Annotated in this window: 15 protein-coding genes; 9 read left to right on the forward strand and 6 right to left on the reverse strand. The window is 46.1% G+C overall.

Annotation, left to right across the window (positions count from 1 at the left end; translation table 11 throughout):
• Positions 1-122: 122 nt before the first annotated feature.
• From NQ518_RS02020 to NQ518_RS02035, 4 genes are all read right to left on the reverse strand, one after another.
• A complete protein-coding gene (locus tag NQ518_RS02020; RefSeq protein WP_227204956.1) occupies positions 123-1,538 on the reverse strand; it encodes an MFS transporter in 1,416 nt (471 codons plus the stop codon).
• A gap of 65 nt (positions 1,539-1,603) precedes the next feature.
• A complete protein-coding gene (locus NQ518_RS02025; protein ID WP_227204959.1) occupies positions 1,604-3,772 on the reverse strand; it encodes a dipeptidyl-peptidase Dpp5 in 2,169 nt (722 codons plus the stop codon).
• A 5-nt stretch (positions 3,773-3,777) separates the two neighbouring features.
• Positions 3,778-5,673, reverse strand: coding sequence for a membrane protein insertase YidC (yidC, locus tag NQ518_RS02030; RefSeq protein ID WP_227204961.1), 1,896 nt, complete (start codon positions 5,671-5,673; stop codon positions 3,778-3,780).
• A gap of 7 nt (positions 5,674-5,680) precedes the next feature.
• Complete coding sequence (locus NQ518_RS02035; protein WP_227204963.1) at positions 5,681-7,288, reverse strand: CTP synthase; 1,608 nt, start codon at positions 7,286-7,288, stop codon at positions 5,681-5,683.
• A gap of 127 nt (positions 7,289-7,415) precedes the next feature.
• On the opposite strand from NQ518_RS02035, the gene NQ518_RS02040 reads away from it, so the two are divergent.
• Positions 7,416-8,723: a DUF3078 domain-containing protein gene (locus NQ518_RS02040; RefSeq protein ID WP_227204965.1), complete on the forward strand. Its 1,308-nt coding sequence runs from the start codon at positions 7,416-7,418 to the stop codon at positions 8,721-8,723.
• Positions 8,724-8,821: 98 nt separating this feature from the next.
• Here NQ518_RS02040 and NQ518_RS02045 read toward each other — a convergent pair whose 3' ends face one another.
• Positions 8,822-10,054 carry a clostripain-related cysteine peptidase gene (locus NQ518_RS02045; RefSeq protein WP_227204967.1) on the reverse strand — a complete coding sequence of 411 codons (1,233 nt, stop codon included), beginning with the start codon at positions 10,052-10,054 and terminating at the stop codon, positions 8,822-8,824.
• Complete coding sequence (locus NQ518_RS02050; RefSeq protein ID WP_227204969.1) at positions 10,051-12,693, reverse strand: valine--tRNA ligase; 2,643 nt, start codon at positions 12,691-12,693, stop codon at positions 10,051-10,053. Before NQ518_RS02050 ends, NQ518_RS02045 begins: the two co-directional genes overlap by 4 nt.
• 101 nt (positions 12,694-12,794) lie before the next feature.
• Between NQ518_RS02050 and mazG the strand changes: the two genes are divergently transcribed.
• The 8 genes from mazG to NQ518_RS02090 all read left to right on the forward strand — a co-directional run bounded on the left by mazG (position 12,795) and on the right by NQ518_RS02090 (position 18,791).
• On the forward strand, positions 12,795-13,691 hold the full coding sequence (gene mazG, locus NQ518_RS02055) for a nucleoside triphosphate pyrophosphohydrolase (RefSeq protein ID WP_227204972.1): 897 nt from the start codon (positions 12,795-12,797) through the stop codon (positions 13,689-13,691).
• Between the two features lie 175 nt (positions 13,692-13,866).
• Positions 13,867-14,430, forward strand: a complete 564-nt coding sequence (locus NQ518_RS02060; protein ID WP_227204974.1) for a lipocalin family protein — start codon at positions 13,867-13,869, stop codon at positions 14,428-14,430.
• Between the two features lie 9 nt (positions 14,431-14,439).
• On the forward strand, positions 14,440-15,357 hold the full coding sequence (locus tag NQ518_RS02065; RefSeq protein ID WP_227204976.1) for a ribonuclease Z: 918 nt from the start codon (positions 14,440-14,442) through the stop codon (positions 15,355-15,357).
• 94 nt (positions 15,358-15,451) lie between these two features.
• Complete coding sequence (locus NQ518_RS02070; RefSeq protein WP_227204978.1) at positions 15,452-15,760, forward strand: T9SS type A sorting domain-containing protein; 309 nt, start codon at positions 15,452-15,454, stop codon at positions 15,758-15,760.
• Positions 15,761-15,881: 121 nt separating this feature from the next.
• Positions 15,882-17,342: a L,D-transpeptidase family protein gene (locus tag NQ518_RS02075; protein WP_309565674.1), complete on the forward strand. Its 1,461-nt coding sequence runs from the start codon at positions 15,882-15,884 to the stop codon at positions 17,340-17,342.
• A gap of 6 nt (positions 17,343-17,348) precedes the next feature.
• Positions 17,349-17,900 (forward strand): RNA polymerase sigma factor, encoded by a 552-nt coding sequence (locus NQ518_RS02080; RefSeq protein WP_227204980.1) that lies wholly within the window; start codon positions 17,349-17,351, stop codon positions 17,898-17,900.
• Positions 17,901-17,943: 43 nt separating this feature from the next.
• On the forward strand, positions 17,944-18,315 hold the full coding sequence (locus NQ518_RS02085; RefSeq protein WP_227204982.1) for a hypothetical protein: 372 nt from the start codon (positions 17,944-17,946) through the stop codon (positions 18,313-18,315).
• 14 nt (positions 18,316-18,329) lie between these two features.
• Positions 18,330-18,791, forward strand: coding sequence for a hypothetical protein (locus NQ518_RS02090; protein ID WP_227204984.1), 462 nt, complete (start codon positions 18,330-18,332; stop codon positions 18,789-18,791).
• The last annotated feature ends 3 nt before the right edge of the window (positions 18,792-18,794 follow it).

Below are 18,794 nucleotides of genomic sequence, written 5' to 3' on the forward strand. Positions count from 1 at the left end.
AGCAAGAAGGGCTCAACTGTAATAAGTTGAGCCCTTCTTGGTACAGGTGGGTTGAGGTAGGGTGGCCCAATTGATGTCAGGCCCATGGGCAAGTATTTCGTACTTGCCCAGTGCTATCACTCCTACTTTTGGATGTTTGGTTGTTCCAAGCCATAACCTTTCTTCTTGTCAAGGGCTTTCAACAGGAATCCCAAGACAAGAGCGATTACGCCCAAAGAGGCGAATACCAACATGGGTACGGTGTAGTTGTACTTCAATGGGTCGGTAACACCAGGGTTGGATGAACGCAACACAGAACCAATGATCATGGGGAAGGCATAAAGACCGATGTTCTGAATCCAGAAAATCAATGCGTATGCCGAACCAATGAGTTTGTCATCAATCAGCTTTGGAACAGAAGGCCACAGTGCAGCCGGAACCAATGAGAACGAAATGCCTAACAAGATGATGGCGGCATAGGTAATGATGACGCTTTGTGTGGCTGGTACGACGAACGCAAACACAAGGTGGCATATCACCATGAGCAACGCGCCTAAGATGAGCATGGACGCTCCTTTACCTTTGCGGTCGAGGAAATTGCCTAAGAAAGGAGTGACGGCAGCGGCACCTAATGGAAATACGAAGAACACCATACCTGCTTGTTCGGCCGTAAAGTTAAGGTTGCATTGCAACATGTTGATGGCGTATTTTTGGAAAGGGAAGATGGCTGAATAGTAAAGAACGCAGAGTAGCGCCACAATCCAGAACATTTTCAGTGATAATATCTTTCCAATGTCCGACACTTTGAATGGATCATCTTTCTCTTCTTCCACGCCTTGTGCATCCAACTTCTTGTCCATGAAACCATAAACAATAAAGCATATCAAACCAATAATCAGTAAAAGAAGCTCGTAAGCGACAGGCCGTGAAACGTCGATTGGATGGATAGAGGCGATGGCTGGCGAAGCAATGACAACCACGGCGACACCCACACGGGCAATAGCCATTTCGATTCCCATGGCCAACGCCATTTCTTTACCCTTAAACCACTTCACAATACCACGCGAAACCGTGATACCAGCCATTTCAGCTCCACAACCAAAAATCATGAATCCGATGGCTGATAGTTTGGCTGAGGCTGGCATGCCATCATAAAATGGTGTAACATTCCAGGCCGAGAGCGGCAGGTTCAAATTGTTATCAAACCATACCTTCAGACTGCTTGCTTCGAAACCTTCTGTCAATGCGTAATAGTTGATGGAAGCACCAACTACCATGACGGCACCTGAAAGAATGGCTGTGAAGCGCACACCCATCTTATCCAGGATGATACCTGCGAAAATGAGGAAGAATACAAATACGTTCAAGAATGGTTCAGAACCCGCAAAACGGCCGTAGGCTATAGGGTCCCAACCGTGTTGTGTTTGTAAAAATTCTTGTAAAGGCGACAGAATGTCAACGAAGATGTAGGCAAAGAACATTGCCGATGCCAGTAATACCAGGGCAGTCCAGCGCCATGCTGGAGAGTCACTCAGTTTCTTTTGAAATGTTTCAACCATTATAGTGAGTTTTTAAGTTATTGAGTTTTAAAGTTTTTTTTAGTTGACGAGTTGGCACAAGGGCATTATTTCTTCAGCCAGCGGTCTAACCAGTTGAAGAAAGTGCGTTGCCAAAGAATGCCATTTTGTGGTTTCAGCACCCAGTGGTTCTCATCGGGGAAGATAAGTAGTTCGGCTGGAATGCCACGCAAACGGGCGGCATTGAAGGCTCCCATGCCTTGATTGGCGTTGATACGATAATCCTTTTCACCATGTATGCAGAGGATAGGCGTGTCCCATTTATCAACAAACTGATGAGGACTGTTCTGGTATGTACGCTTTGCATTGGCTGTTTGGTCTTTGTTCCAGTAGGCATCTTCGTATTCCCAGTTGGAGAACCAGGCCTCTTCGGTGTCAGTATACATGCTCTCGAGGTTGAATGCACCATCGTGAGAGATGAAACATTTGAATCGTTTGTCATGATGACCGGCAAGATAATAAACCGAGAATCCACCGAAAGAGGCGCCAACAGCTCCCAATCGGTCTTTGTCCACGTAGGGAAGATTGTTTGCTGCGTCGTCGATGGCCGATAGATAATCGTTCATACATTGTCCTGTCCAATCGCCAGAAATCTCTTCGTTCCATGCCGAACCGAAGCCAGGAAGACCACGACGGTTTGGTGCAACAACGATATAGCCGTGTGCTGCCATGATTTGTAAGTTCCATCTATAGCTCCAGAACTGACTGACTGGGCTTTGAGGACCACCTTCACAGAACAGCAGAGTAGGGTATTTCTTGTTGGCATCGAAGTGTGGAGGAAGAACGATCCAGCTGAGCATGTCCTTGCCATCTGTTGTCTTTGTCCAACGCTCTTCAACTTTTCCAATGGCCAATTGATCAAAGATATGTTTGTTTTCATCTGTTATTTGTGTCACTTGTGAACGCTTTTCCTTCTTTGACGGAGTGAGAACAAACAAATCATCTGGGTGTGACATCGAGTGGCGCGTAACGAGTAGCTGTCCCTTACGGCCCAACAGCTGTAGGCTACCGTAGTCGTATTGTCCATCAGTGAGTTGTTTGATTTGGCCTTTCAGGTTGGTTTGATAGACATGTGTCTTGCCATGCCATACACCAATGAAGTAGAATGTGTTGTTATCATTGCCCCAGCAATATGCGTCAACATTGCTGTCAAACTGTTCGGTGACATAGTTTTTCGTTCCATCCGCAAGTGTATAGACGCACAAGCGGTTGCGGTCGCTCTCATAACCATTGTGCGCCATGCTCTGCCAAGCAATGTATTTGCCGTTCGAAGAGAACTGAGGATTGGTGTCGTAACCAACATTCATATCGCCTGGTTGATGATTCACCGCTTGATTCTTCATCGATTTTGTGGCATCGATGGCAGGTTCTTTGTAGCCAGATGGCTTGCAAAGGTTTTTGGTTTTGCCTGTTGCAACATCATATAAGTAGATGTCTGTATCGGTGGAAATGGCGTATTGCACACCTTCTTTCTTACGGCATGTGTAAGCAATTGACTTAGAATCGGGGCTCCAAGCAAGCTGTTCTGTTCCTCCGAAAGGAGCGGTTGGGCACTCGAAAGGCTCGCCTTGCAAAATGTCTATGTCATCATTGATTCTTGAACCGTCAAAGTCTGCCACGAAAGGATGTGCGATTGTTTCAACATAGTGATCCCAATGGCGGTAGTTCATGTCAGTAGCGAGTCGCCCTGTAGCCAGTGGAAGGTCAGCAGGATTGGCTTGAATGGTGCCATGATAGGGAAGTGACTTGATGAGGATGACTTTTCTTTCGTCTGGTGAAAACTTGAATCCTTCAATGTCCACGCTGCTGTTTGTGAGCTGTTTTCGGTCACTTCCGTCGGCATTCATTGACCAAAGCTGGCCTCCTGTGATGAAAGCGATGCGTCGTCCCTGATCAATCCATGCGCCATCTGTTTCGCTTTGCTGTCCTGTTGTGAGCTGACGTTTGTTTTTTCCGTCTGCATCCATGACGAACAGCATCTGCTGACTTTTGTTTTGTTTCACACTGTAGTAGCCTACTTGGTAGACAACTTGTTTGCCATCTGGTGAAGCTGTGGCACCACCAATGCGTCCCATGGCCCATAAGGCTTCTGGTGTCATGAGGTCACTGCCCACTTTGAATGTTGCGTTTTGATCTTTCACGGTGTTCTGTGCATTTGCAAAACTGCCGCCAAACAAGAGGGCGACAGTTGCTAAAAGGAGTGTTGTTTTTTTCATCCCTATTATAGTTTACGTTTTTTTCTTTCAAGTTCTTCTCTTTTGCGTTGCATGGCTTGCTGTTGTTCCTGCATGGCTTGCAAGCGAGCCGCCATGCCACTTAGCTTCTTCGGGTTTGCTTTGTTCTCTTCATATCGTGCTTCGAGAATCTTAAGCAGCTTCTCATCGTTGGTCGTCTTACGCAAAGTCCACATGATGGCTGCACTGAAGAACAGTGAAACAAAGTAATAGAAGTTAAGGCCTGATGAATAGTCGTTGAACATGAAGAAGAACATCACTGGCATGAGATACATCATCCATTGCATCATCTTCATTTGTTCGGCTTGCTGTCCCACCATCTGATCGCGCTGTTGGCGCATGGTCATCCAGCTATAGAGCACGTTGGCCACACAGAAAAGAATACAGGTGAGTGACAGGTGGTCACCAATGAGCCAAATGTTTCTGTTCCATTCAATCACTGGATCGTATGTACTCAAGTCGTTAATCCAAAGGAAACTTTCACCACGTAGTTGAATAGCGTTTGGCACAAAGTTGAACATAGCAATCCAAATAGGCATCTGAATGAGCATTGGCAGACAGCCAGAAAGAGGACTAACGCCATATTTAGAATATTCAGCCATCATGGCTTGCTGCTTCTGCATCTGGTCTTCAGGCTTATTGTATTGTGCCGTGGCAGCGTCAAGTTTTGGTTTTAAGACACGCATCTTGGCCGAACTCATGTAGCTCTTCTTAACCATTGGGAAGGTAATGACCTTTAATAATAAGGTGATTAAGATGAGTACTACGCCCATGGGGAACCATTTGGATAGCCAATCGAATACATAGATGGTGAACCAACGGTTGATAATGCGGAACAATGGCCAACCAAGGTATACCAATCTCTGCAATTCAAGGTCTTTATTGAAAGTACTCTGTTGCTCAACTCGGTTGAGTAAACGGAAATCATTTGGGCCGAAATAGAATTCAAATTCAGATGGTGTTTGCCCAGTTGGGTCAAAGAAGGTTTTCAATTTCGCCTCATACTCTTTCAAGAAGCCACTGCCTTTCTGCTGAGGAATGCTGGTCAACAAGGCACCAGTATTAAAGTCGTGCTTGGCAATCATCACAGCTGAGAAGAACTGGTTCTTAAAAGCAACCCAGTCAATCTTCTTGTCGATTTGCTCATCTACTTTCTCAGAAGTTTCACTGAGCTTATCTGTGCCACCATCTTCCTCATGATAAGTAAGGGTTGAATAGCGATTCTCAAATGTAAAACCTTTCTCCTGCTGTCTGCATTTGTCTTTCCAGTTCACGTTCATGACTTTCGTATCTGGCGCAAAAAGACCGTTCATGCCCATCACTTGCATGGACATGTGTAGGAGATAGTTTGGCCCTAATTTATAAGTAAGCACCATAGACTTTCCCTGACCCGCATTGGCTGTGAGCGTAACGGTGGAGTCTGTCTGTGCCGAAGGTTGGAAGAAGAGGTCTTGTGTAGCGATATTGGCGTCTTTGGTGGATAGGGTGAAGTTCAAACGATGAACCTTTTCATCCAGCAACGTTACATCCCTATTTCCTTCTTTGTCCTTGAATCCCTTAATCACAGCTTTGGTGACTGTTCCTCCTTTGGTGTTCAAAGTAAGTTGCAGTTTCTCGTTTTGCAAAACGATATCCTGTGCGTCACCCTGTAAGGCTTCATGGAAAAGAGCCGTGGTGTCAGCTTCTTGCTTGGCTTTCTGTTCAGCCAAATGTTTGGCTTCCGCATTCTTTTTGTTGGTTTCTGCCTTTTGCTTCATGACCGCAGCAATGGAGTCTTGGCGCATCATTTCTGCCTTTTGTTCGGAAGAGGGTTGCGACCACCAGCTGAACCCAATCAGCAGCAGACCCATCAGCACGAGTCCGGTAATAGTATTTTTATCCATTTCTTGATTATTTCTTCTGATTTTGAATAACCGTCTTGATGAAATCGACGAATAATGGGTGTGGTTTAAGCACTGTACTCTGATACTCTGGGTGGAACTGTGTACCGATGTACCACTTCAAACCAGGTATTTCTACTACTTCAACGAGGTTACTTTCAGGATTCTTTCCTACGCACATCATGCCCGCCTTCTCGAATTCTTTGATGAAAGCGGTGTTGAATTCAAAACGGTGACGGTGACGTTCTTGTATGAATTCCTGTCGATAGATGTTGAACACGCGTGAATCTTGTTTCAGTTGACATTCGTAAGCACCCAGACGCATCGTACCTCCCATGTTGGTGATGTTCTTCTGTTCCTCCATGATGTCAATGACATTATGCTCTGTCTTTTCATCCATCTCTCTACTGTTGGCATCAGGATAGCCCAGCACGTTGCGTGCAAATTCTATCACCATCATCTGCATACCCAGACAAATACCAAAGGTAGGGATGTCGTGTGTGCGTGTATAATGAGCCGCAACCAGCTTACCTTCTATGCCGCGCTGCCCGAATCCAGGACAAATAACAATGCCGTCTTGCCCTTTCAACATTTCTGCAACGTTGTCTTCAGTGATCTTTTCCGAGTTGATGAACGTCAATACAGTCTTGTGGTCGTTATAGGTGCCAGCCTGTGAAAGGCTCTCTCGAATACTCTTATAAGCGTCTTGAAGGTCGTACTTGCCAACCAAACCGATGTGAACCTCTTCCTTCGCTCTGTTTCTTCGCTCCAGAAAACTCTTCCATGGACCAAGGGTTGGCGTTTCTTTTACTTCCAATCCCATCTTTTTAAGAATGGCTACGTCCAGACCTTGGTTCTGCATGTTCACCGGAACTTCGTAGATACTTGGCAAATCCTCGCTCTGAATCACACAATCAAAATCCACATTGCAGAACGAAGCCACCTTATGTAAAACATCATCCTTCAAGTGTTTCTCGGTGCGCAACACCAGTACGTCGGGTTGTATACCAATGCTTTGCAGTTCTTTCACGCTGTGCTGCGTTGGTTTGGTCTTCAACTCTCCCGCAGCTTTCAAGTAAGGAACGTATGTGAGGTGTACGCTCAAGGCGTTCTTACCCAGTTCCCATTTTAATTGACGGATAGCTTCCAGGAAAGGTGTTGACTCGATATCGCCCACTGTACCTCCAATCTCCGTGATGACAAAGTCATAATGATACTTCTGTCCCAACAGCTTCACGTTGCGTTTAATTTCGTCTGTGATGTGAGGAACCACCTGAATGGTCTTGCCCAGGTAGTCGCCTCGCCGTTCTTTGTCAATCACCGCCTTGTAGATACGACCGGTTGTCAGCGAGTTAGCCTTGGTGGTTTGTATGCCGGTAAAGCGCTCGTAGTGGCCTAAGTCCAAATCGGTTTCCATACCATCGGTCGTTACATAGCACTCTCCATGTTCGTAAGGGTTGAGTGTACCGGGATCGATATTGATGTAAGGGTCAAATTTTTGAATGGTAATGTTGTAACCTCTTGCTTGTAAAAGCTTACCAATAGAAGATGAAATGATACCTTTACCAAGTGATGAAACTACACCACCCGTAACGAATATATACTTTGTTTCAGCCACGATATGATATTTTATTTGTTAAATGTCACAAAAATACAAGTTGCAAAGTTAGCATAAAATTGCGAAACAAACAAGCAACTGTCATTTTTTATTATTACCTTTGCATCCATACAAAACAATTAATAAAATGAAATTTAAAAGCACAGCGTTATTGTTCTTGTCAGCTCTTGCTATGAATGCTTATGGGGAGAGTTTACGTGGCGTTATCCACCATCCTGTGGATACCGTTGCTCCTTTCGTAAAAACGTATACAGATTCACTGAAAAACTATAAGATGCAGCTTGATTCGCTGCAGAAGGTTAATGCGTCATTGAACAGTTTGCTCAATGACAAGAATGGCAAATACTCGAGATTGTTTTTGCCTATGACGTTTTACCATAACATCAGCCACAATCAGTTTCGACTGTCTGAAGACCCCGTAACCAATTCTATGCTCAACGAAACGCTGGAGAGAGCTTTGCTCCGCGTTTATTTGAAGCGTCCTGATCTTGTTCGGAACACGCAGACACGTCTCAATGCGCAGGGCCTGGTCTCAACAAGTCAAGATGCAACCATCAAGACGAAGACCGCCATCGTAGAGAAAGTGGCACCCACACCCACCGAAGCTTTACCTGTTCCAGTAGACGTAGTCATCAAAAAACCTAATTTCTGGAAATTCTCGGGCGATGGCTATCTTCAATTCCTGCAAAACTATGTATCAGGCAACTGGTACAAGGCAGGCGAGAGCAACTATTCGATGCTGGGCACTGTGACGCTAAATGCCAATTACAACAATAAGCAGAAAGTGAAATGGGACAATAAGCTGGAGATGAAATTAGGTTTCCAAACCTCCAAGAGTGATACCCTGCACGCGCTTAAAACCCATACTGACGATATCAGATACACGAGCAGCTTTGGTCTGCAAGCCTCCAAGAGATGGTACTATTCTCTGCAACTTATTGCCAACACTCAGTTCATGCGTGGCTATCGTAACAACGACGAGCGCGTATACTCCGATTTCCTCTCTCCGTTGAACGTTGAATTATCCCTGGGTATGCGGTACAACGTCGACTCGTTTAAGGGCAAGCTCAAGGGAAATGTCAACATAGCTCCGTTTGCCTACCATTATCGTTATGTGGGACGTGAAGATTTGGTAACAAGATTTGGTATCGAAAAAGGTAAACATTATGTAGACGACTATGGTTCGAGTTTGAACATTGATCTCACCTGGAAGTTCTCTGATATGGTTCGATGGAAGACGCGTTTGTACGGTTATACGTCCTACAAACGTACCGAAATGGAGTGGGAGAATACGCTCACGGTTCAGTTTACCAAGTACCTCTCCACCAACCTGTACGTATATCCACGATTTGACGACAGTCGTAAGCGCGACGATCACCATGGATATTTCATGTACAAGGAATACCTGTCTGTTGGACTTTCTTATTCTTTCTAATTCGAAAGAATTCTCCACCGCACGGGTTAGCGCCTTTCAGTTGATTTCAGAACTTTCGCAAAAGCGAAACTGTTCTTGAGAAGACGTAAGGCGATAACCTAATGTGTTGCTTTCCACCAGCCTGTTTGCTGCAATCCTCGCGATGGTGCAACATGCAGGGTTGGGTCGGAAATGGTGATTCCACTGAAGTTCTTAATCTTGATATACTTGGGCTTTTCGTATGGATAGATATACGAATAAATTGAATCCGTCACGCTCTTGCTGCGTACAACCTTGGCCAGTTGGGCTTTGAATGTTGCTTTCATTCTTTCGTCTTGGCACAGCTTGTCCACGTAGTCGCCCAAATCAAAGAAGATGTTTGGTTTGAAACCATCCAGTACTTGGATGCTGTCTCGTTGTTTGTCGTCTAAGGTATAGACGGCATTAATGTCTCGCATGATGTTGGCCAGCCCATCTACTTGACGGCAATCAATCACGGCAATGGCTCCAGAGGCCACCTTATAGTTTGAATAAAACTCATGAAACTTGTTTACTGCCGTGGCATAGTTGGGTACTGGTGTGGCCAAACTGGCCCACATGGATGCATAAGGCATGCCGATAGCAATGACTTCTGAGGTCGACCCAATCAAGAAGTTGCATACATCTTTCAGCATGTAAGCCGTTTCTATGTTGGCCATGTAACAGTCGTCAAACAAGATATACTGCATTTTAGTACCCGTCTGGGCAATGCCCTCAGCCAGCACTTCGATGTCTGTCGCATAGTTTTCCAGGTCGTTCACGCTGCCAAAAAAGCGTGTTCGTTCCCATTGGGTCACGCGTTGCCGCGTCATGAAGTTGTATTTCTTCGCCTGATATGGATAGTCTTTCCAGTTGGCCTTGTAAGTCCAACCTGTTCCATGACACCCAATAATCATGGCATAGTTCAAGGCTTCAGCAGCCGACTTGGTGTCGTTGATTATTTCTGCGATACCGCTTGCCGTGGTGTATGCATGCCCCGAATAGGTCTTGATGGGTTGGTGTACAAACTCCTTGTTTTCATATTTCACCTCGTACAATTCCGATTCAGTGGCCGACTTGCTGAGGAAAACCACCAATCGTGAGCCTTTCAACCCTTTCTTGGCTTTTATTCCCGACTCAATGCTGTCTAGGTTTTCCTTGAAAATGTTATACAGCCCGCTGACATTCGAATCGCCTGACCAAGGCATGTAAACCAGTATGGTCTGCTTATTGAAGTCCTCAACGTTTACAGGCTCATCCTCGCTGCACGAAGAGAGTATCATCGTGCATGCCAAGATCACCCACCAAAACAATCGTTTCCTCCTATTCATCATGATACTTTATTCTTCAACTCTGCTATTGATTGGCGCAATGAGGCTATTTTCTCCTCCGAGTCGCTCTGTTTCTTACGCTCCAGTGCCACGACAGCTTCCGGAGCATTGGCCACGAACTTCTCGTTAGCGAGCTTCTTCTTGATGCCAGCCAAGAATCCTTCAAGATGTTTGAGCTGGTCTTCCTGCTTTTTGAGTTCGGCTGCTACGTCAATCAAGTTGCCCACTGGCACGGCAAATTCATCGGTACCCACCATGAATAGGGCTGCGTCTGATGGCTTTTCTTCCGCCACCTCAATGTTTTTCAGGTTGGCCATCTTGGTGATGATGTCGTTATAAACCGCATGGTTGTTGTTGGATATGGCGATGAGCTCAAGTTCGTCCTTAGGTGAAATGTTCTTTTGGTTGCGTACAGTACGCACGCCACTCACGATTTGTTTGACCTTTTCAATGTCCTCTACCAGCGTTCTGTCCGCGTCCGTAGGCTCTGCGATTTGCAACTTCTCGCGCATAATCGATGCTCCTTCAGCGCGTGTGTACAGGTGTTGCCACAGTTCTTCGGTGATGAATGGCATGAAAGGATGCAGCATTTTGAGCAGCACATCAAAGTATTTCAAGGTTGCTTCGTATGTTGTTCGGTCAATGGGCGTACCGTAGGCAGGTTTGACCATTTCCAGATACCAACTGGAAAACTCGTCCCAGAACAGGCGATACACCACCATGAGGGCTTCAGAGATACGATATTTAGCAAACAGGTCGTTCACTTCTTCGTTTGTGGTGCGCAGTTTTGCCTCGAACCAGGCTGTTGCCAGTTTGCAGGCATTGGGCTGTTCGCCGTCAACCACTTCCCATCCTTTTACCAATCTAAAGGCATTCCAAATCTTGTTGTTGAAGTTTCGACCTTGCTCGCACAGGCTCTCATCGAAGAGGATGTCGTTGCCCGCCGGCGCACTGAGCATCATACCCATACGCACACCGTCGGCTCCGTATTGGTCTATCAGTGAGATGGGGTCGGGAGAGTTGCCGAGACTCTTGCTCATCTTACGACCCAGTTTGTCACGAACAATGCCCGTGAAGTACACATGCTTGAAAGGCATCTGCCCTTTATACTCGTATCCGGCCATGATCATGCGTGCCACCCAGAAGAAGATGATGTCGGGTCCGGTAATCAGGTCAGCCGTGGGGTAGTAGTAGTTGATTTCCTCGTTGTTGGGATGGTTGATGCCATCAAAGAGCGAGATAGGCCACAGCCATGAGGAGAACCAGGTGTCCAGACAGTCGCTGTCTTGCTCCAGCTGTTCCATGGTCAGCGCATTGTCCTTCTTTCGGGCCAGCTCCAGCGCTTCTTCCGCACACTTGGCCACCACAACCTCTTGCTTGTCGTTTACCGTGAAGTAGTAGGCTGGTATGCGATGTCCCCACCATAGCTGACGGCTGATGCACCAATCCTTGATGTTCTCCAGCCAGTGGCGGTAGGTGTTCTTATACTTTGATGGATAAAATTGTATGTCATCGTCCATCACCGGCTGCAAGGCCAGGTCGGCAAAGTGTTGCATTTTGAGGAACCACTGTGTGGATAGCTTCGGCTCAATGGGCACATGGGTGCGTTCGGAATAGCCCACCTTGTTGTCATAGTCTTCCACCTTTTCCATCAATCCCGCCTTCTCCAGGTCTTTGGCTATTTGCTTGCGCACCTCCATACGATCCATGCCCACATACAGTCCGGCCGCCTCGGAGAGGGTACCGTTGTCGTTAAAGATGTCGATGGTTTGCAATCCGTGTTTCAAACCCAAGGCATGGTCGTTGATGTCGTGCGCCGGTGTCACTTTGAGACAGCCCGTTCCGAACTCGATATCCACGTAGTCGTCTTCTATAACCGGAATCTCCCTGCCTACGAGTGGCACGATGACGTGCTTACCCCTCAGCCATTGGTTCTTGGGATCGTTGGGGTTGATGCACATGGCCGTGTCACCCATGATGGTTTCTGGACGCGTGGTGGCCACAACGGCATACTTGCCGGGTTCTTCCACAACGTTGTATCGCAGGTAATACAGTTTGGAATGTTCGTCCTTGTAAATCACCTCCTCGTCACTGAGGGCCGTCTGAGCCTGTGGATCCCAGTTCACCATGCGCACTCCGCGGTAGATGAGTCCCTTGTTGTAGAGGTCACAGAACACCTTGATGACACTCTCCGAACGCTTTTCGTCCATGGTGAAGGCCGTGCGATCCCAGTCGCAAGAAGCGCCCAGGCGACGCAGTTGCTTCAGGATGATGCCGCCGTGCTCGTGTGTCCAGTCCCATGCATGCTTCAAAAACTCATCTCTTGAAAGGTCAGTCTTGTTGATGCCCTGTTCTTTGAGACGTGCCACCACTTTGGCTTCTGTGGCAATCGACGCATGGTCTGTACCCGGTACCCAGCAGGCATTCTTGCCTTCCATGCGGGCGCGGCGCACCAGGATATCTTGAATGGTATTGTTGAGCATGTGTCCCATGTGCAAAACGCCAGTGACGTTGGGTGGAGGTATGACAACCGTATAAGGTTCGCGTCCGTCAGGTTTTGAACTGAAAAGTTTGTGGTTCAGCCAATACTCATACCATTTTGATTCCACTTCTTTGGGATCATACTTACTTGCTAATTCCATTTGATGTATTTCTGCTTAAATAATAAATTCGTATAAATCGTTGCAAAATTACGAAAATTCAATTGAAAATGATTACTTTTGCCGTAATAAAATACACCTATATGCACACGAAAGAAGAAAAGCTGGCGGCTTTTAGTCGTTTGCTCGATGTCCAAGAGCGATTGCGAAAAGAGTGTCCTTGGGACAGAAAGCAGACCAATGAGAGCCTCAGACCCAATACGATTGAAGAGGTTTACGAACTTTGCGACGCGCTTTTGAACGACGATAAGAAAAACATTTGCAAGGAGTTGGGCGATGTCATGGAGCATGTGCTGTTCTATTCCATCTTAGGAGAGGAGACGCGCGACTTCGATTTGGCAGATGTATGCAACAAGCAGGCCGACAAGCTGATGTTTCGCCATCCGTTTATCGACTGGACAGGATGGGAGGGTGATCCCAAACAGGGAAAAACGGCCGAAGGTAACACGTTGACCGACAACCCCAAAACGGAGCAACAGGTGGAACAAACCTGGGAGCAGATTAAGCAAAAGGAGAAAGATGGAAACAAAACAGTGCTCTCGGGTGTGCCTGATTCACTGCCATCACTCATCAAGGCTTACCGCATTCAGGACAAAGCCCGCAACGTAGGGTTCGACTGGAAACAGCGTGAAGACGTATGGGATAAGGTGCGTGAGGAGTTGAAGGAGTTGGAGGTGGAATTGAATCAGCTTAGTCAAGAGAAAGCAACGAGTGAACTCGGTGATTTTCTCTTCTCCGTCATCAACGCCGCACGCTTGTATCATCTGAATCCAGAGAACGCTTTGGAGATGACTAACCAGAAGTTTATTCGTCGTTTCAACTATGTAGAACAGCAAACGTTAAAGAAAGGAAAGCTACTGACTGATATGACGTTGGAGGAAATGGATAAACTATGGGTGGAAGCAAAGATGATGGAAAGGAAGGCAACCCATGCGACCAATAATAATGCATGCGATGCGGCTGCAAATGAAAGTCATTGAGTTTGCACTCCAAAGTCATTGAGTTTGCACTCCAAAGTCATTGAGTTTGGCCTTCAAAGTCATTGAGTTTAGTGGCCAATAGCATAGGAATTGCAATGTCGAAGAAAACACTTCTTTGTTGATTCGTACAACAGGTTGGAAATCAAAGAAATAGAAAATATTAAAACAGATTATCATGAAAAAGAGTATGAAAGGCTTAGTGGTTGTTGTTTTGACCACATTTTTAGTGATGGGATGTGTTGACCGTAAGCCCAAGCAAGTTGCAGATAAAGACGCAGCCTCCGTGGAAGAAACTAATAACGATTCTACTGTTTATGGCGTTTGCGGGGACGGTACGGCGATGCATACGCTGCAGATTATATCAGATGCTGGCGATACGCTGATGTATATGTTGAACTCAGATGGCGACGTCATCTCTGATGTTCAGGGAGGTTTGATGGTAGGTGACCGACTAGCCATCGTAGGTGTTCAGTCCAACGGTGAAAGAGTGGCTCAGAAAGTCATCAATCTCACCACGCTCTTAGGCAAGTGGTCGAGCCTGGACAAGAACTTTGAGATACAAGAGGGCGGTGCGGTGCAGTCGTTCGTCAAGGCAGAAAGCAATCCATGGACATCCTGGAAGATTCTCAACGGTAAGTTGTTGCTGAATAAAGACACCTTCAGCGTGAACACCTTGGGAGCCGACAGCCTCTATCTGGAGAACAACGAGGGCATCTTTGCCTACAGAAGACAGCAATAATCGAAGGCATTGGAACCTTTTAAAATACATATTTTAGGTTGTGGCAGTGCCTTGCCTACGCTCAAACACAACGCTTCTTCGCAAGTGGTCGACATACGCGGAAAGCTTTTCATGGTCGACTGTGGCGAAGGTACGCAAGTGCAGTTGCGCCGTTCCAGGGTGAGTTTCACCCGTATTCAAGCGGTGTTTATCAGTCACCTGCACGGCGATCATTGTCTGGGACTTATCGGTATGATTTCCACTTTCGGCATGCTGGGGCGTACGGCTACACTGCATGTTTATGCGTCAGGCGAGTTTGAGCGGATGCTTCAGATGCAAATAGACATGTTTTGCAAGGGTCTTGAATTTGAAGTGGTCTTCCATGCTGTTGACACAACCAAGCATCAGGTGATTTATGAGGATAAAAGTTTGACGGTAGCATCCATTCCTTTGGAGCATCGAGTGCCCTGTTGTGGGTTCCTGTTTAGGGAAAAACCACTCTTGCCGCACATCCGTCGGGATATGATTGATTGCTATCAAATCCCCATTTCGCAAATCAACAACATCAAGAATGGTGCCGATTGGACTACGGAGGAGGGCGAATTGGTGGAAAACAGTCGACTGACCTATCCGGCTGAGGCACCGCGTAGCTATGCCTATTGCAGTGACACGCGATATATCCCTACGCTCCACCAGCTGGTAAAGGGCGTGGATGTGTTGTACCATGAGTCGACCTACGATTCGGAACATGAAGCCCGCGCCAAACTGTATTATCACAGCACGGCGGCACAGGCTGCCCAGGTGGCTCTTGATGCGGGAGTGGGAAAACTGCTGTTGGGGCATTATAGTGCGCGATATGATGATGAGAGCGTGATTCTGCGAGAAGCACAGAAAATATTTCCAAACAGCTTTTTGACAGCCGAAGAAATGATTTTCGATGTTAAATAGAGTTAAATGCACAATAATATTTAAGGCTCATCCTTGAATATTACCTATAAATAACTATCTTTGCCTTGAAGTGAACACAAATGGTAGACATAATATGGTAAAAAAAATACTTTCTATAGCATTCGCTGCAGCATTGTTCATGGCGCATCCTTTGTCCATGCAAGCTGGTCAGTCAATGGAAATCATCGAGAATGATATTCAGAGTGTTTCCATTTCTGTCTCAGGCTCTGTTTTGCATGTCAGTGGTGCTAATGGACAAGTATTGCAAGTATATAATGTAACGGGAGTTTGCTTAATGAGTGTCAAGGTTGACAGTCAGGACAAGCGATACGAACTCAATGTACCCAAGGGTTGTTACATTGTTAAGGTAGGTAAAACGGTTAGAAAGATTTCTATCAGATAGTTAGACTTTGAAAGTCTTCTTCAAATTTTCACTTCTCTTTCTTCTTATCTTCCAGTTGTGTTCATGCAAGAAGAAGGAGTTGAATCCGAACCAAGCACTTCAATTAGAGGCGTTTTCCAATTTGAGAACGTCATCTTATGCCATTCATCCTGGTAAAATACGTCAGCACCTTGATCGGTTGATGAAAGCCGATGTCGACTCCATGCAGCCCGATTATCGAACCCGAAGTTATTATGGTCAGCATGGTAGCTTCTTGTGGATAGACAGGCTGGGTGTTGATGCGCGTGCAGACACGTTATTGGCGTATCTGCGTACCGTTGATCAGGTTGGGTTTTCACCTAAAAAGTTCTATGTCAAGGATATTGAGAACGATTTGAAACGGTTGCGCACACTCGACTTTGATACAGCCAGCAACACCATCAGCCATGTGATGGCTCGATTGGAATATCATCTCACCAAAGCTTATCTACGCTATGTCAATGGTCAACAGTTTGGGTATACCAACCCATTTGCTCTGTTTAACAAGCTGGATGTTAGAAAGCGCGATTCTATCAATGTGGGTTATCGTGAACTTTTTGATCTTCCCATGCAGCGACCCACCAAAAACTTTTGGACCGAGGCCTTGCAGAAGATACGGCACGACAGCGTGGGCATCTACCTACAAGCCATTCAACCGCATGGAAAGTTGTACGATGATTTGAAACAACGGTTGCCCAAAGCTGTAGGTACAGCGGCCAGGCGCAAGGTGATTTGCAATTTGGAGCGTGCCAGGTGGCGACTGGATGACGAGCCTGACAAGCATGAAAAGTACGTCGTCATCAATTTACCTTCCATGCATCTCATGGCAAGAGATCATGACAGTACGCTGATTATGCGCGTTGGTATGGGTGCTTTGAGTACGAAGACACCACTGATAACCAGTAGAATCATGCGTATGGACGTCAACCCACAGTGGGTCATGCCCAGAAGCATCATCGAAAAAAGCGTGGTTCCACAAGCGGGAAATAAAGATTATTTTGACGCTCGGCGATATTTCATTCGCGAACGAAAGACCGGAAAACGAATGGATGTCACGCAGGTGTCTGCCGACATGCTGAAAAGTGGCAACTATTTTGTCATACAAGAAGGTGGAAAGGGCAATGCCATGGGGCGCATCGTGTTCCGCTTTAAGAACAAATTCGCTATCTATCTGCACGATACGTCATCGAAGGGAGTCTTCGAAAGAGAATACCGAGGAGTTTCGCATGGCTGTATTCGACTCGAAAAGCCATTCGATTTTGCTGTGTTCTTATTGGATGATAAGGACGAAAAGACGATAGAAAGAATCAGATATTCGATGGAAGCAGACATTCATCCCACCTATATGGATGACAATCCATCATCAGACAAGAAACAATTAGTGGAGGCCGACAGACTGGACAGGGCCAAGTTGATTAAGTCAGTTCAAGTAAAACCGACGGTTCCTCTGTTCATCACCTATTATACTTTGTACCCAAACGAGAACCATGTGATGACATTATATCCCGATGTCTATGGATTCGATTCGGTGATATACCACCAACTCCTCAATTACTTGCCATAAGTGCGAATGGATAGACCATACGATGAACAGAATATAGCCGATCGCTTGGCCAAAAAGGAAACACAACGCCAGGCCTTCTCACAGGTTGTTCACCAATATAGTAAACCGCTGTATTGGAAGATTCGTCGTATCGTTCTGACCCATGAAGATGCCAATGACGTGTTGCAGAATGCCTTTCTCAAGGCTTGGAACAATTTGGATGATTTTCAAAACAAATCAAAAATATCAACTTGGATCTACCGCATTGCCATCAATGAGGCGTTGGACTTCTTGAGAAAGAAAAGCAACAACAGGGCGGTCAGTGCGGATGACGACCCTTCGGTGGCCAACATGCTGATGGCCGATGACTACTTTGACGGAGATGAGACACAAGCGCAGTTGCAAGAAGCCATAGCCCAGCTGCCGGAAGTGCAGCGTGTGGTGTTCAACTTGCGCTACTATGAGGAAATGAAATATGCCGAGATGAGCCCACTTCTCAACACGAGCGAAGGTGCGCTAAAAGCCAGTTATCATTTGGCAGTCAAGAAAATAACAGCCTATTTCCAGGATCTGGATTAAACCTTTTGGTGAATTTTGCGTCATATTAATAAAGATAATAATTATGGTAAAAGAAGACAAATACATAGAGAACCGATTTGGAAAGGAACAACCTTTCAAGGCTCCACAGGGTTATTTGGATAACTTTGCCGATCAATTCATGGCTCAGTTGCCTGACCAAGCAGCCAAAACCGTGAAGACACAACACACCGTTTGGTTCAGAATGCGTCCGGCAATGATTGCTGCAGCCAGCGTTTTGGCTGTTGCATTGACGGCTACTATTTATTTCGAAAAGCCTTTTGCAGGCCAACAGGAACAAGAGTTCACCACAGATCAGCAAACAGAAAGCAGCATGAGTGATGGCTCTGTTGAAGAAACTGCTTTTTACTCGATGATTGACAATGGCGACATCTACGCAATATTAGCTGATGAATAAGAAAGGAGCTGAACATGAAACACGTTTTATCCGTTATTTTTATCACCTTCTGTTTGTTGGTATCTTCCGCGACAGCTCAACCACAACGTGGGCAAAGGCGATTTAATCCTCAGAAATTTCAAGCCGAGCTGGAACAGTTCATCACTACAGAAGCCGGACTGACCCCGCAAGAATCGGCTACGTTTTTCCCCGTGTATCGGGACATGAGAAAGAAACAGATGACCTATTTTGCGGAAGGTCGTCGCTTTAGGCACCTGAACGTCACGGATGAAAAGGCCTGTGAAGAAGCTATTCGCAAACATGCGGCAAGCGAATTGAAAATAAAAGAGATACAGCAGCAGTATCATCTTCAGTTTTTGACCATTCTGCCTGCCTGCAAAGTGTTTAAGATTATCCGTGCCGAAGAGAAGTTTCATCGCCAAATGATGAGGCGGGTGGCTATGTGTCGACAGCAGCAACAAAAAGTTAAAAAGTAACCT

This window comes from Hoylesella buccalis ATCC 35310 (assembly GCF_025151385.1).
In the GTDB taxonomy this organism is placed as follows: Bacteria; Bacteroidota; Bacteroidia; order Bacteroidales; family Bacteroidaceae; genus Prevotella; species Prevotella buccalis.

Bases quoted from the DNA above. Each gene is read 5' to 3' on its own strand.
- NQ518_RS02020 (WP_227204956.1), bottom strand. From the start codon at position 1,538: ATGGTTGAAACATTTCAAAAGAAACTGAGTGACTCTCCAGCATGGCGC.
- NQ518_RS02025 (WP_227204959.1), bottom strand. From the start codon at position 3,772: ATGAAAAAAACAACACTCCTTTTAGCAACTGTCGCCCTCTTGTTTGGC.
- yidC (WP_227204961.1), bottom strand. From the start codon at position 5,673: ATGGATAAAAATACTATTACCGGACTCGTGCTGATGGGTCTGCTGCTG.
- NQ518_RS02040 (WP_227204965.1), top strand. From the start codon at position 7,416: ATGAAATTTAAAAGCACAGCGTTATTGTTCTTGTCAGCTCTTGCTATG.
- NQ518_RS02045 (WP_227204967.1), bottom strand. From the start codon at position 10,054: ATGATGAATAGGAGGAAACGATTGTTTTGGTGGGTGATCTTGGCATGC.
- NQ518_RS02050 (WP_227204969.1), bottom strand. From the start codon at position 12,693: ATGGAATTAGCAAGTAAGTATGATCCCAAAGAAGTGGAATCAAAATGG.
- mazG (WP_227204972.1), top strand. From the start codon at position 12,795: ATGCACACGAAAGAAGAAAAGCTGGCGGCTTTTAGTCGTTTGCTCGAT.
- NQ518_RS02060 (WP_227204974.1), top strand. From the start codon at position 13,867: ATGAAAAAGAGTATGAAAGGCTTAGTGGTTGTTGTTTTGACCACATTT.
- NQ518_RS02070 (WP_227204978.1), top strand. From the start codon at position 15,452: ATGGTAAAAAAAATACTTTCTATAGCATTCGCTGCAGCATTGTTCATG.
- NQ518_RS02080 (WP_227204980.1), top strand. From the start codon at position 17,349: ATGGATAGACCATACGATGAACAGAATATAGCCGATCGCTTGGCCAAA.
- NQ518_RS02085 (WP_227204982.1), top strand. From the start codon at position 17,944: ATGGTAAAAGAAGACAAATACATAGAGAACCGATTTGGAAAGGAACAA.
- NQ518_RS02090 (WP_227204984.1), top strand. From the start codon at position 18,330: ATGAAACACGTTTTATCCGTTATTTTTATCACCTTCTGTTTGTTGGTA.